General features: G+C 75.3%; 9 protein-coding genes. 2 read left to right on the top strand and 7 right to left on the bottom strand.

Features of this window, described 5'->3' with window-relative positions:
• Positions 1–5 precede the first annotated feature (5 nt).
• The 4 genes from ACFY93_RS17410 to ACFY93_RS17395 all read right to left on the bottom strand — a co-directional run bounded on the left by ACFY93_RS17410 (position 6) and on the right by ACFY93_RS17395 (position 7,878).
• Positions 6–1,655 carry a nitroreductase family protein gene (locus ACFY93_RS17410; RefSeq protein WP_391359287.1) on the bottom strand — a complete coding sequence of 550 codons (1,650 nt, stop codon included), beginning with the start codon at positions 1,653–1,655 and terminating at the stop codon, positions 6–8.
• A 60-nt stretch (positions 1,656–1,715) separates the two neighbouring features.
• A complete protein-coding gene (locus tag ACFY93_RS17405) occupies positions 1,716–3,605 on the bottom strand; it encodes a TOMM precursor leader peptide-binding protein (protein ID WP_391359284.1) in 1,890 nt (629 codons plus the stop codon).
• The gene (locus ACFY93_RS17400) at positions 3,595–5,835 is read right to left on the bottom strand and encodes a TOMM precursor leader peptide-binding protein (protein WP_391359281.1); all 2,241 of its coding nucleotides are present in this window, start codon (positions 5,833–5,835) and stop codon (positions 3,595–3,597) included. Before ACFY93_RS17400 ends, ACFY93_RS17405 begins: the two co-directional genes overlap by 11 nt.
• A gap of 150 nt (positions 5,836–5,985) precedes the next feature.
• Positions 5,986–7,878 (bottom strand): BTAD domain-containing putative transcriptional regulator, encoded by a 1,893-nt coding sequence (locus ACFY93_RS17395; RefSeq protein ID WP_391359278.1) that lies wholly within the window; start codon positions 7,876–7,878, stop codon positions 5,986–5,988.
• 785 nt (positions 7,879–8,663) lie between these two features.
• On the opposite strand from ACFY93_RS17395, the gene ACFY93_RS17390 reads away from it, so the two are divergent.
• Entirely contained in the window at positions 8,664–9,410 is a 747-nt protein-coding gene (locus ACFY93_RS17390; protein WP_391359275.1) for a maleylpyruvate isomerase family mycothiol-dependent enzyme, read from the top strand.
• A gap of 53 nt (positions 9,411–9,463) precedes the next feature.
• On the opposite strand, the gene ACFY93_RS17385 is transcribed toward ACFY93_RS17390, so the two are convergent.
• The gene (locus tag ACFY93_RS17385) at positions 9,464–9,895 is read right to left on the bottom strand and encodes a MarR family transcriptional regulator (protein ID WP_391359273.1); all 432 of its coding nucleotides are present in this window, start codon (positions 9,893–9,895) and stop codon (positions 9,464–9,466) included.
• An 85-nt stretch (positions 9,896–9,980) separates the two neighbouring features.
• Here ACFY93_RS17385 and ACFY93_RS17380 point away from each other — a divergent pair, with 85 nt between their 5' ends.
• Positions 9,981–11,549: an MFS transporter gene (locus tag ACFY93_RS17380; protein WP_391359270.1), complete on the top strand. Its 1,569-nt coding sequence runs from the start codon at positions 9,981–9,983 to the stop codon at positions 11,547–11,549.
• A gap of 106 nt (positions 11,550–11,655) precedes the next feature.
• Here ACFY93_RS17380 and ACFY93_RS17375 read toward each other — a convergent pair whose 3' ends face one another.
• A complete protein-coding gene (locus tag ACFY93_RS17375) occupies positions 11,656–12,321 on the bottom strand; it encodes a response regulator (RefSeq protein ID WP_391359268.1) in 666 nt (221 codons plus the stop codon).
• Positions 12,318–13,538 carry a histidine kinase gene (locus ACFY93_RS17370; protein WP_391359265.1) on the bottom strand — a complete coding sequence of 407 codons (1,221 nt, stop codon included), beginning with the start codon at positions 13,536–13,538 and terminating at the stop codon, positions 12,318–12,320. The genes ACFY93_RS17375 and ACFY93_RS17370 overlap by 4 nt, the downstream gene beginning before the upstream one ends.
• Positions 13,539–13,631: the final 93 nt, after the last annotated feature.

Genomic DNA, 13,631 nt, shown 5'->3' with positions numbered 1-13,631 from the left:
ACACCTCAGGCGATCTCGTGACGGAAGTCGGCCGGTGCGGGCCGCTCGTGCCCCAGCGGCATGATCAGCAGCGGTGCCTCCCCGGTGCCCGTGAGGCCCAGGCGCTCCACGAACGACACGTTGTCGAAGCCGAGCGCCACGCCCGCCCCCACCGACAGGGCCGAGGCGGCGAGGTAGAAGGCCTGGGCGACGGCGCCGGCGGTGCCGACGGCGATGCGGTAGCCCCGGCCTCCGACCGCGTCCAGGACGGCTTCGGTGCGGACCGTCGGCACGAGGACGGCACCGGCCTGCTCCAGGTTGTAGTTGGCGAGGAAGTAGTTCTCCTGGAGGAAGACCCCCTGCTCGCCCGGGACGACGAGCGCCAGTTCACCGCCGTCGGGGTCGTAGGCGTACGCGCCGGGCTCGACGCTCTCGACATGGTTGACGAAGACGTACAGCCGCACGAGCGGGCCGGAGCGCGGCTCCCCCGGCGCCCCGGCCTCCTGCGCCTCGCCCGCCCTGTCCGCCCCGTCCGCCTCGCCGCCCAGTGAGGTCGCGGCGCAGGCGGCGAGCACGGCCGACAGTTCGGCGGCCGTCACCGGCCGGGTCGCGTCGAACCGCCCGAAGCTGGACCGGCGGCTCCGCAGCACCCGCCGCACCGGCACCCCGGGCAGCGCGGGCACGGGCAGGGACACCCGGGGGCCGTCCTTCGGCAGCGGCCGGACGGCCGCCGCCGCGAGGGCCCCGGGCGCGGGCCGTTCGGTGGCCGAGGCGACGGTGGCCGCGTGCATGGCACGCACGGTCGGGAAGGTGATGACCGTGCGGGACCGCTCCAGGTCGCGGTGGCGGACGGCCGGATCCGGCCCGGCCGGCGCCGCGCGCACGGCGCCCCTCCCCGCGCCCTCCCAGCGCAGCGGCACCACCGCGAAGACCGACTCGTCCCCGCCCTCGGTGCCGAGCATCCTGTTGAGCCGGGGCTCGTCGAACCAGAACAGCGGGGCGACCCCGAGCCCGTGCGCGGCGGCCCAGACCCGCCAGGTCTGCACGAGGGTGCCCACGTCCGTGCAGACCACGTGGAAGCCGAAGCTGTTGTACTTGAACGCGGTCTGCCAGTACTTCACCGAGAGCAGCAGGTACTGGTCGGTCTCCCGTGCTCGGGCGGGCGCGTCCGCACCGAGCGCCTCGCGGACCCGGGCCGTCACGTCCCCGGTGAGCAGCCGCTGCACGGCGTGCCGCTGCACGTCGTAGTGGTGGAGCCCCGGAGTGAGCGGGCCGGAGGGGCCCGAGGCCCAGTGCACGGCCACCGGGTAGAGGCCGCCGCCGCCCGCCGTGCCACGCGACCAGTTGGCATGGGTGTACAGCGGCAGGCCGGGCAGGTCGCTGTTGGCCTGGACGCCCAGGCGGCGCCCGGTCAGCCCGTAGGAGTCCTTGAGCATCGCGGACAGCAGCGGCAGGGTGAAACCGCCGTCCGCCGCGGCGCCCGGTGCGGGGAGGAGCCCGGCAGCGGCCGGGGCGTCGAAGAGCCCGTCGCCGTCCGGCAGGGCGTACGGCTCCGCGGACGGATAGAACCTCCCCTTGCGCGGGGCGTCCGGCCAGTCCGGCACGAAGTCGGCGGGTTCCATCGGGACGCGGCCGCGGTGCAGCACGGCGTCGGCGTACTCATGGGCGTACCCCATGGGGTCGGCCCCCTTTCGGACGTTCGGAAGGTGAGCGGGAGGGACGGGCTGACCGGCGGGTCATGGGAAGGGATGGGGTGCGGGGTTGAGGCCGGCGGGGCCCAGCACCGTCCTCGTCCGGGGCATGTGGCGGGCGCGCTGCCGCGCCCAGCCGAAGTCGATCGGCAGCAGGCCGGGCACGAGGACCTTCACCGTGTGCAGGCCCAGGGCCCGCTGCTCGGGCAGGGTCTGGTCGACGAGCACCACGTCGAACCCGGCCGCCGCCACCGCGTCCACCGCCCGCAGCAGGTCCTCCCGGAGGTCGGCCGAGGCGACCGCCCCCGTGGCGTCGGGCCAGGCCAGATCGGCGACGGCCAGAGGTGGACGCGGGGACCGGGGCCGCAGCAGGAAGTCGGCGTACCGGCCCATCTCCGGGAGCCCGTACAGGATCGGATGGTCGTGGAGGCTGGTGACCAGGTCGAAGTCGGCGGCCATGGCGCGCAGCCGGGGCTCGTCGCGCCGGGTCCGGCCGGCCAGGTTCACCGCGTCGGTGGCGATCTCGCACAGCGCCGAGTCGAGCGCCGATTCGGGATCGAGACCGGCGCCCGCCCCGAAGCACATCCGTCCGATGCCTCCGTCGGCACGCTCGGCGCAGGCGGTGACGACCGGGATCGGGAACCCCACCCGGGTGTCGAAGAACCGGGCCCGGTAGCCGTACATGGCCAGCCGGTCGACCATGTGCCGGGTCGAGCGCCGTGTGCTCGTCGCCGGGTCGATCTCACGCAGCGGCACCTGCCCGTACCAGGCCAGCAGGAAGGCGTCCCGCTCGACGACCTCCATCAGGCCGAAGTAGCCGGCCTCGGCCCGACTGCCGCCGGAGGCACAACCGTTGGAGCTCTCCTGGACGAACCGGTGCTCCAGACCGGGGGCGTGGTAGTACGCGAGGACCTCGGGCACCGGCCGGGGCCGGGAGTCCCGCAGCGACCAGCCCCACACCCAGGGGATCGGCCGCTCGGGCGAGAACGGTGTGACGCGCGGGTTGGCGCGGTGGAAGGCGTCGTCGTACAGGCCGGTCTCGCGCGGGTCGACGGCCGCCGGGCCCAGGTCGTCGAGGGAGGCGACGAGCCGGGCGCCCCGCCCGCGCGCCCGCATCCCCGCGTACCGTTCCAGGCCCTCCAGCACCCCGATGCGGCGGCTGCGCGCGTAGGTGTCGGCGTGCCCGCCCCAGAACGTCTCGCGCAGATACGCGCCGGAACGGGTCGAGAAGCAGCCGATGCCGGCCGAGGTCGTGGTGGAGGCCACGTCGAAGATCACGGACGGGCCGACCGCCCCCCAGTGCGGGTTGGCGAAGGCGTCCTCCGGCAGCCGGTACTCCTCGGCCGGCCGTTCCCGGAAGGCCCCGGGCCGGTGCTTCGGCGCCGGCCGCAGCACCAGGGCCGCACCCTCGGCCGCGCCGGCCCCGGGCCGGGCGCACGACGGGCACTCCGGGTCGGGGACCAGTGGGTGGGTGCGGACGGAGAGGGCGTCCAGGTCGAGCAGGCGCACCAAGGGGAACGGGCCTGGATCGGGGCCCCGTTCGGCCGCCCGGGCCACCAGCGCGGCCACCGTCGTCGCCGCGTACGGGATCCCGTACGGCCAGGCGCCCGCCGCCCGGGTTCCACCGCCCAGTTCCAGGCCCTCCCGCAGCGGCACCGACCGGACGCCCTGCCACCGCCGTTCCAGACAGGTCGCGCAGCCGGCCTCCCCGTCCGCCGAGGGCCAGGGGCCGACGAGGATGTGACGCCCGTAGAGGCGCACCGGCAGCCGCCCGTCCGCGAGGGCGCCGCCGGAGGCGTAGGCGTCGGCCACGCCCAGCGCGGCCACCTCCGGATCGGGGCAGGGAGTCAACTCCCTCAGGACCGCCGCCAGTTCGCGGGCGAAGCGTTCGGCGGCCGCCACGCCGGCCCCGGGTGTCAGGGTGTCAGCCGGCATCGGCGGCCGCCCGGGTCAGCAGCACGCGCACCGTGACGATGCCCGCCACCGGCAGATCGGCGGCGTGCGTGGGGACGACGAACGCGTCCCGTCCGGCCGCCGAGAGCCGCTCCAGGACCCGCGGCCATTCCACCCCGCGGGAGTCGGCCCCGGCCGGTCCGGCGGCGGTCACGGGCACCAGCGCCGGGTCGAGGTCCCGCAGCAGCGGGTCGCCCGGATCGGCGACGAGTGCCGACTCGGGTCCCTCGGCGTCCAGTTGGGCCTCGCCCAGGAGGTCCCGTACGGCGTCCACGGCCGCGCCGGGCAGGTCGAGAGCCGTGCCGACCGCCCACCGGCCCGGCCCCTCGCCGGTACCTGGTGCGCGGGCCAGGATCACCGAGGCGCCCGAGCGGGCCCGCTCGCCGAGGTCGAGGAGTTCCACGTCGAGGTCGAGGAGCCTGGCCGAGCGGAGCAGGAAGGTGAGCTCCGGGTCGTCGCCGAGGACGTCGGGTGCGAGGACGGCCACCTCACCGGTGCCCGCGACCGCCCGGCACAGGGCGTCGTGCGCGAGCGCCGACAGGAGGCCGGCGGCGGTCGCCTCCGGCAGGCCGGTGCCCGCCCCGGCCCCGGCCCGGGTCGGCTCGAAACGGCGGTCGGCGTTGGCCGGGCCGAACGGCCGCACGGCCCCGGCCGGCACCCGCACCGCCTCCTTCGTCAGCAGCGACGTCGCGGCCGTCCAGTCGACGGCGCCGCCCGTGCCGCCCGTTCCCGAGGCGAGGGTGAGCAGGTCCGCGGCCACTTCCGGCAGCCCGTCCAGCGGTTCACCGCTCACGGCCGCCGGTACCACGTGCTCGGCGTAGACGCAGGCCGCCGCGTCCAGCGCACGCAGCCGCGCCCCCGCCGTGTGGTGCACGTCGTAGGCGGTGACCGTACGGGTGCCCCGCGCGCCCAGGCCGAGGACGACGGAGCCCACCTTCAGCGGCGTCTGCGTCAGCGGTTCGTCCGCGTAGGCGCGAAACACCCCGGCGTGCGGGCGGACGAGGACCGAGCGGCGTTCCAGCTCGGCCAGCGGACCCCGGGCAGCGTCGTCGTCGGGCGCGGTGGCCACCGTCGGCAGGAAGGCCGGCCGCACCGGCGCCGAGGTGAGGTCGACGGGCTCCGGCGCGGCGGCGGGTGCGGCGCAGAACGGACAGCGCGGGTGCGGGAGCAGCGGCTCGGCGGCCACGTCGAGCGTCGCCGTGTGCTGGATCAGCAGCTTGTCCCGGGTCTCGGCCGGCAGTACGCCCGTCGTCAGGCGGAAGACCTCGTAGCCCAGCAGGTTCCCGACCATCGCGGCCTGGGGACCGGCCGGCTGCGCCCGGGCGGCGCCGAGCACGAGCCCGCTCCACAGGTCCGCGGCGTCGGCCGCGTCCCCGGCACAACCGAGCCGCAGCGCCGCGCAGGCCCAGCAGGCTGCCGACCCGGCGTTCATCACCGGCCCCGCCACCACCCGGTCGCCGAAGGTCCAGGCGGGCAGCAGCGCCCGTCCCTCGGGGACGCCCGCGCGCAGCAGCTCCAGCACGGTGCGGGGGGTGTCCGGGCCGGCCGCGGCCACCACCAGGTCGTATCCCTCGTAGGCGGCCCAGCCCGGGGCCCCGGCGGGGAGGACCGGCAGACCGGCCGGGCAGCCCCCGGCCGCCAGTTCTTCGGCCTCCGCCCGTACGGCCGCGAACTCGTCCGGGGTGGTGGCTCCGGTCCCCTCGGCCAGCGCGGGCTCGACGCCGATCGCGGCGCAGCCGTTGCGGAGCAGCGAGAGCACGCACCAGCGGGCCACCGGTCCGTCACCGAGGACGGCGACCCGGGTGGCGCGGAAGCGGGCGAACCGGGCGTCGGCCTCGTCGGCGTAGTGGTCGACGTAGGCGATCTGGGGAGCGAACCGGGACGCGACGGCCGGTTCGGTCGCCGGACCGTCCGCGCCCTCGGCGGGCGCGGGGACGGAACGGGCGAAACCACGCGCGTAGAGCGCCTTGACGAGACCTCCCACCATCGCTTTCTGCCGGTCACCGAAGCCCGAACAGATCTCCTCCACCGACCGGCTGCCGTCGAGGTGCGGTACAAGGAGGGTGGCGAAGCGGTACCCGGAGGCGCCGGTGAGCCGGAAGCCGCCGTCGGCGTTGTGGAAGATCACGCCGTCGGGCGTGCGCGTGTACAGGACGTCGCGGCGGACTCGCGGCCGGGTTCCGGCCACTTCCGTGTAGGACGGTGAGGTCATGCGTGCGTCACACCTCTCGTTGCGGGGCGGGCGGGCCCGGGGTGGTGGGCCGCCCGCTCGGGGCGGGGTGGTGCGGGGTGTACGGATGGGGACCGTGGGACGGAGCGCGGGCGGGTGCGCGGCCGGAGCGGGGGTACGGGTGCCGGGCCGTCAGGAGGGGGCGCCGGGCGGACTCGGCGCGGCACGGGGACGTCGTCCGCGCAGGGCGGCGGGCCGGGGCGGTCGCGGCAGCGCCTGCGGATGGCCGCCGGGCGAGACCGCCGTGCGCCGGGCGTGGGCGCGCACCAGGGAGAGCGGGCGGAAGTCGCCGGGCAGGCCCTCCTCCAGGAAGCCGGCGTCCAGGAGCCCTTCCAGGAGGAGTTCGGCCGTCTCCGCGGGGATGCCCAGGACGCCGGCGGCGCGGGCGGCGGTGAGGGGTTCGTACGGGGAGGCCGCGAGCCGCAGATGGGCCTCGGCGAGCGCGGGCGGGAGCCGGCCTATGGCCTCGTCGAGGCGTCGCGGCACCGAGGTGCGGGGGTCGTCGGCGAGGCTGAGCCGGCCGGCCGGGTCCTGTCGCAGCCAGTCGGCGTAGTCGGCGAGCCCCAGCCGGGGCCGGGTCAGGAGCCGGGCCGCGGCGATCCGCAGGGCGAGCGGGTGGTGGCCGCAGGCGTCGGCGAGGTGCCGGACGGCGGCGGGCTCGGCGCCGGCCCGCTCGTCTCCGAGCACAGAGGTGAGGAGCGCCTCGGCCTCCTCCGCGGCGAGCACGCCGAGCCGGTGCACGGCGCCGCCGTGGGTGGCCACCAGGGCGGCGAGTCCCGTCCTGCTGGTGACGAGCGCGGACGCCCCGGCGTGCGCGGTCAGCAGCGGGCGGACCTGGTCGGGGTGGACGACGTCGTCGAGTACGAGGAGGACGGCGCCGGAGCGGGCGCCGTCGGGCAGGGCGCGGCGCAGCTCGGCGGCGGCGTCCTCGGCGGTACGGGGGCTGCCGTCGGCATGGGTGAACTGGACGAGCGCGCTGCCACCGGGGTGGTGACCGGCCACCAGGTGGGCCACGTGGAGGGCGAGGGCGGTCTTGCCGATGCCGGGGGCTCCGGAGAGGACGGCGACCGGGGCGCGCCCGTCGGTGCTCACACCGCCGGTGAGCAGCCGGACCAGGGCGGCGACCTCGGCCGCGCGGCCGGTGAATCCCGGCACCGTCGGCAGGGCGGCGGAGGCCGGCACGTGCGGGGCGGGAGCCGTGCGCCCGGGGCGGGGCCGGGGGGCCGCGGCGGAGAGGGGGGCGGCCCGTCCGGCGGACACGGCGGGTTCGCGCCCGGTGCCGGCCGGGCCCAGGTGCTCGCCGCGCAGGATGGCGAGTTCGAGGCTCTGCAGTTCGGAGCGGGGATCGACGCCGAGCCGGTCGCGCAGGTACTCCTTGACGCGCCGGTACTCGGCGAGCGCCTCGGTCTGCCGGCCGAGCCGGTAGAGGGCCGTCATCAGCTGCTCGGCGAACCGCTCGTGCGCCGGGTATACGCGCGTAACATCCCAGAGATCGACGAGGGCTTCACGACAGCGGCCGTGCTCCAGTTGGATGTCGACCACCCTCTCCAGGACCCGCAGCCGCTCCTCGGCGAGACGTGGCACCTCGTCCCGGTGCAGGAGTTCCGAGGGCACGTTGGCCAGGAGCGGACCCTGCCAGAGCGCGAGCGCGCTCCGCAGGGTGTACAGCTCGGAGTCGGCGCCGGAGCCGGCGGCCCGCTCGACGAGGCGACGGAAGTGCAGCAGGTCCAGCGTGTCGGCGTCGGCGTCGATGCGGTAGCCGCCCGCCACCGCCACGACGGCCTGGTCCTCGATGCCGTACTTGGCGAAGAGCCGGCGCAGCCGCAGGACGCAGCTCTGGAGCGCGGCCTTGGCCGTGGTCGGCTGCTTCTCGCCCCAGACGGCCCCGCGCAGCCGGTCGGTGGAGACGATCGCACCGGGGCGGACGAGCAGCGCCGCGAGCAGCGCCGTGGGCTTGGAGGGCGGGAGCACCACGACGTCCCGCTCGTCGGTGATCCTCAGGGGCCCCAGCAGTTGGAATCGCACGTGTTCTCCGTCTTCCCCGAGTGCGGTACCGGGCCGCTGGTCAAGCGGCCGGCCATGCGTGGTCGTACGACGTGCCGTCGGCGGTCGTCGTCGACGGACCCGTCCGGTCGGTGCGCGGCTGCGGCGCGAGGAACGGTGCGGACGGGGCATAAATTCGGAGGCCGAACGGGGACAGCGGGCATGGGGAACCACCGGGGGAAGCGGAGGGCCGGGGCGGCGCGCTGGGCGGTCGCGGCCGGCGAGAGGCCGGAAGGTGCGGCGGGTCATGGCCCGGTCGGCGGCAGGGCCAGCACGGAAGCTACAGGCGGTGCCCGGTGCGAACCAGGGGGGATGCGCTTCCGGCCAGACTCCGGCACATAGTTGACGTCAGCATCCGGATATGCAGGGGCGTGGAAGCGGAGTCCTGGCTTCGCGGCAAGCCATGAGGGCAGGACCGGCGCTGCTCCCTATCCGGACGCCGGGAGCCGGATCCGTCCGCTCTTCGGAGAGGCGCCGGGCGGCGCGTCGCAACAGGCAACAATGGCCGCTTTCCGACCGGCCTCGTCCCGGCGGGCAACGTGAGGGCCGCTCAGGAAACGCCGTCCGGAACGCCCCGGGCCGGCACCTCGAGACGCCGCTGAGCGCCGGCGGACTCACCGGGGCGACGCTCCGGAGGCGGACCGGGACCCACCCGGACCGCGATCCTGGGCGGCACGGCCGCCGCGGCCGGGATCGTGTGCGGCGTCCTCGCACCCTCGGCGCGGACAGCCCTCCCCGGAGCACCCGCCGTCCGGCAGACTCACCGTATGGAGATCGCCGAACACCTACACGTCCTGGACCGGGAAGGCCGGCTGCTGGCCGCGTCCGCCGAGGAGACCGGCCCGGACGCCAAGGTCGCGGCCTGCCCCGGCTGGCAGGTGCGCGACCTGCTCCGGCACACGGGCATGGTGCACCGCTGGGCCACCGCGTTCGTCGCCGAGGGCCACACCTCGTACCACCCCGACGGGGGCCTGCCCGATCTGGACGGCGCCGCGCTGCTCGCCTGGTTCCGCGAGGGGCACCGTCTGCTCGTCGACTCGCTCGGCAGCGCGCCCGGTGACCTGCGGTGCTGGACCTTCCTGCCCGCCCCGTCACCGCTCGCCTTCTGGGCGCGGCGGCAGGCGCACGAGACGGCGGTGCACCGGTACGACGCCCAGTCCGCGCGCGACGCCGCCCCCGACCCGGTCGAAGGGGACGTCGCCGTGGACGGGATCGACGAGCTGCTGACGGGTTTCCACGCCCGCGAGAAGAGCCGGGTACGGACGCCGAAGCCCCGGGTGCTGCGCGTGCACACGACGGACACGGACGCGGCGTGGACCGTGCGCCTGTCGCACGAGGCGCCCGCCGCCGAGCGGGCGGGGCGGTCCGACGAGCCCGACGCCGACTGTGAACTGTCCGGGCCCGCAGGCGAGTTGTACCTGTCGCTGTGGAACCGCCTGCCGTTTCCCGAGGTGACGGGTGACGCCGCGCTCGCCACGCTGTGGCGGGAGAAGTCGCAGATCACCTGGGGCTGAGCCGCCCCGGTCCGCCGGGCCCGGCGGGGCGGTCGCCCCCGCGCGCCCGCCCGTCAGTCGCCCTCGCGGCCACCCGCGAGCATCCGCCCCAGCACCGCGCGCTGCACGGGAAGCACCTCGCCGTGCAGCGCGCGGCCCCTGTCCGTGAGGCAGACGCGCACACCGCGCCGGTCCTCCGCGCACAGGCCGCGCGAGACCAGGCCGTCCTTCTCCAGGCGGGCGATGAGCCGGGACAGCGCGCTCTGGCTCAGATGGACGCGTTCGGCGATCTCCTGGACGCGGTACGCGCAGCCGCCGTCGGCCGCGACGCCCTCGGCCAGGATGTCCAGGACCTCGAAGTCGCTGGCGCCCAGGCCGTGCCGGTGCAGCACACGGTCGAGTTCGCACAGGGTGCGCGCGTGCACCGTCAGGATGTCGCGCCACTGGTCCACGAGTTGTCGCTCGGTCTTCCGATCGGCCACGTATCCGGCCTCCCTCGCCGCCATGGGCGCACCGTAGCAAAGGACGGGCTTCATTGCACCGGAATTAAATGCGTTTGCATCTGATGCATACGCATGTACTGTCGTCGCCATGACCTCTCCGCTCACCACCTCCGCGTCCGAGACACGCTGGACTCCACGACTGTGGGGAACCCTGCTGGTGCTCTGCGCCGCGATGTTCCTCGACGCGCTGGACGTGTCGATGGTCGGCGTCGCCCTGCCCTCCATCGGTACCGAACTCGACCTCTCCACCTCGACGCTCCAGTGGATCGTCAGCGGATACATCCTGGGATACGGCGGTCTGCTCCTCCTCGGCGGACGCGCCGCCGACCTCCTCGGCCGCCGCCAGGTGTTCCTGGTGGCCCTGGGCGTCTTCGCGGTCGCCTCGCTGCTCGGCGGACTCGTCGACTCCGGCCCGCTGCTCATCGCCAGCCGCTTCATCAAGGGCCTGAGCGCGGCGTTCACCGCCCCCGCCGGCCTGTCGATCATCACCACGACCTTCGCAGAGGGCCCGCTGCGCAACCGCGCCCTCTCCATCTACACCACCTGCGCCGCCACCGGCTTCTCCATGGGTCTCGTCCTCTCCGGCCTGCTCACCGAGGCCAGTTGGCGGCTGACCATGCTGCTGCCCGCGCCCATCGCGGTCGTCGCGCTCCTCGCCGGTCTGCGGCTCATCCCGCGCAGCGAACGGGAGAAGGACCACCGCGGTTACGACATCCCCGGTGCCGTGCTCGGCACCGCCTCGATGCTGCTGCTGGTGTTCACCGTCGTCCAGGCCCCCGAGGCCGGCTGGGGAACCGCGCGGACGCTGCTCTCCTTCGCCGCCGTCGCCGTCCTCCTCACGGTCTTCGTGGCGGTCGAACGGCGCAGCCCGAGCCCTCTGATCCGGCTCGGCGTGCTGCGTTCCGGCAGCCAGGTCCGGGCCCAGCTGGGCGCCATGGCCTTCTTCGGCTCGTACGTCGGATTCCAGTTCCTGGTGACGCTCTACATGCAGTCCCTGCTCGGCTGGTCGGCGCTGCACACGGCGCTCGCCTTCCTGCCCGCCGGAGCACTCGTCGCCCTCTCCTCCACGAAGGTGGGCGCCGTCGTCGACCGCTTCGGCACCCCGCGGCTGATCGCGGCCGGCTTCGCCTCCATGGTCGTCGGCTACGCGCTGTTCCTGCGCATCAGCCTCGACCCGGGGTACGCGACGGTGATCCTGCCGACCATGCTGCTGATCGGCGCGGCCTGCGCCCTGGTCTTCCCCTCGCTCAACATCCAGGCCACCAACGGCGTGGACGACCACGAGCAGGGCATGGTCTCCGGTCTGCTCAACACCTCGGTGCAGGTGGGCGGCGCGGTCTTCCTCGCCGTCGTGACGGCCGTGGTGACCGCGAACTCCCACGAGGGCGACTCGCCCCAGGCCGTCCTGGACAGCTACCGGCCCGGACTGATCGTCGTCACCGGCATCGCGCTCGTGGGTCTGCTGATCACGCTCACCGGACTGCGGACCCGGCGTCCGCAGGAGTCGGTCCTCGTCGCCTCGTCGGCGCCGGCCGGTACGGCATCCGGTACCACCACCGGCGCCGACCTCGGCTCCGCGTCCGTCTCCACTCCGGACGCCCCCGCGGCGGACTCGGCGCCGGGGGCGGAGAAGGAGCGCGTGGCCGTGCGCGACTGAGCGGCCGCCGGACTTCCCGGCTCCGCGCGTCCGGCGGGCGGTGCGCCGGCCGCCGGACGCGCCGGACGCGGCACGTCCGGCGAGGGCGGCGCGGCCCGGACGGGGCTCAGCCGAGCCAGCCCGGCCGGACCAGGCCCGACTCGTAGGCCAGGACGACGAGTTGGGCGCGGTCGCGGGCACCCAGCTTCACCATGGTCCGGCTGACATGGGTCTTGGCGGTGAGCGGGCTGACGACGAGTCTGCGGGCGATCTCCTCGTTGGACAGGCCGATGCCGACCAGGGCCATCACCTCCCGCTCGCGCTCGGTGAGCCGGGCGAGCGTCCCGGCGGCGGCCGGCTCCTTGGAACGGGCCGCGAACTCGGCGATGAGCCGGCGGGTCACCCCGGGCGACAGCAGCGCGTCGCCGTCGACGACCGCCCTGACCGCGCGCAGCAGTTCCTCCGGCTCGGTGTCCTTCACCAGGAAGCCGGAGGCCCCCGAGCGGATCGCCTCGAAGACGTACTCGTCGAGCTCGAAGGTGGTCAGCATGACCACCCTGACGGCGGCCAGTCCGGTGTCCCCGGTGATGCGCCGGGTGGCGGCGAGCCCGTCGAGCACGGGCATGCGGATGTCCATCAGGACGACATCGGGGCGCAGTTCACCCACCTTGCGCAGCGCCTCCTCACCGTCGGCGGCCTCCCCGGCCACCTCGATGTCGGGCTGCGCGTCGAGCAGCGCCTTGAACCCCGCCCTGACCAGCGACTGGTCGTCGGCGAGCAGTAAGCGGATCACCGGTCCTCCTCGGCTCTCAACGGCAGCACCGCCAGCACCCGGAAGCCTCCGTCGTCACGCGGTCCGGCCTCGATCGTGCCACCGAGGGCGGCGGCGCGCTCCCGCATTCCGGCCAGCCCGTTGCCGCTGCCGCCCGCGTCCGCCCCGGTCGCCGGGCCGTCGTCGTCGACCCGCAGCCGCAGCGCGCCCTCGGTGCGGGAGACCAGCACGCGCGCGTGCCGTGACCCCGAGTGCCGTACGACGTTGGTCAGCGCCTCCTGGACGATACGGAAGGCGGCGAGATCGGTGCCGGGCGGAAGGGACACGGACGCGCCCTCCGTCTCGGTGGCGACGGTCAGACCGGCGCTCGCGGCCTGTTCGACCAGCTCGGGGAGCCGGTCGAGGCCCGGCGCGGGGGCACGCGGCGCCTCGCCGGGCGCGCGGAGCGTGGCGAGCACCTGCCGGACCTCACCGAGCGCCTCCTTGCTGGCGGCCTTGATGGTGGTCAGCGCGCCGCGCGCCTGCTCCGGGTCGGAGTCGAGCAGCGCGAGTCCGACGCCCGCCTGGACGTTGATCACCGAGATGCTGTGGGCCAGCACGTCGTGCAGTTCGCGGGCGATGCGCAGGCGTTCCTCGTCGGCGCGCCGCCGGGCGGCCTGCGCGCGCTCCGCCCGCTCGCGGGCCCACTGCTCGCGGCGTACCCGCGCCAGTTCCGACAGCGCGACGATCGCCACGACCCAGGTGGCGACCACCAGCTCCTGGTACCAGGACGCGGCCCGGTCCGTCGAGGGCGGCAGCCACCGGTAGAGCCAGTGCGCGGTCAGCAGACGGCCCGCCCACAGCACGGCGACCGCTCCCCAGGCGGCCCTGCGGTGCCCGGTGACGACCGCGCTGAAGCAGCCCACCGCCACGGTGAGGAGGACCGGCCCGTACGGGTATCCGGCGCCGAGGTAGACCGTCGCCGTCGCCGCCGTGCCGGAGGCCACGAGCACCGGCCGCCGCAGCCGCCACAGCAGCAGACCGCACGCCACGAGGAGCAGCACCCGCGCGAAGACGTCGAGCTGGGCCCGGTGACCGTCCTGGGCGTGCCCGGCGAACTGCGAGCCGATCAGCACGAAGGCGGTCATCAGCAGCGTGGAGGGCCAGGGCAGCCGGGCCCGGCGCTCCTCCTCGTCCCGGCGGTTCCACCAGGGCGGCCCGTGCCGCCACCACGGGCCGGGGACGCGCTGTTCTTCCATGGCCTTCACGCTAGACGGGGCGAGGCGGGCGGGGCGTCCGACGGGCGGGGTGATCACGGGTACTCCCCGGGGAGTACCCGTGACCGTCACGGG

Origin of the sequence: Streptomyces sp. NPDC008313 (assembly GCF_042956125.1) — a bacterium.
Taxonomy (GTDB): Bacteria; Actinomycetota; Actinomycetes; order Streptomycetales; family Streptomycetaceae; genus Streptomyces.
Note: the sequence above shows the minus strand (reverse complement) of the source record. Positions and strands in the feature narration are given on the sequence as shown.

Bases quoted from the DNA above. Each gene is read 5' to 3' on its own strand.
- ACFY93_RS17410 (WP_391359287.1), bottom strand. From the start codon at position 1,655: ATGGGGTACGCCCATGAGTACGCCGACGCCGTGCTGCACCGCGGCCGC.
- ACFY93_RS17405 (WP_391359284.1), bottom strand. From the start codon at position 3,605: ATGCCGGCTGACACCCTGACACCCGGGGCCGGCGTGGCGGCCGCCGAA.
- ACFY93_RS17400 (WP_391359281.1), bottom strand. From the start codon at position 5,835: ATGACCTCACCGTCCTACACGGAAGTGGCCGGAACCCGGCCGCGAGTC.
- ACFY93_RS17390 (WP_391359275.1), top strand. From the start codon at position 8,664: ATGGAGATCGCCGAACACCTACACGTCCTGGACCGGGAAGGCCGGCTG.
- ACFY93_RS17385 (WP_391359273.1), bottom strand. From the start codon at position 9,895: ATGGCGGCGAGGGAGGCCGGATACGTGGCCGATCGGAAGACCGAGCGA.
- ACFY93_RS17380 (WP_391359270.1), top strand. From the start codon at position 9,981: ATGACCTCTCCGCTCACCACCTCCGCGTCCGAGACACGCTGGACTCCA.
- ACFY93_RS17370 (WP_391359265.1), bottom strand. From the start codon at position 13,538: ATGGAAGAACAGCGCGTCCCCGGCCCGTGGTGGCGGCACGGGCCGCCC.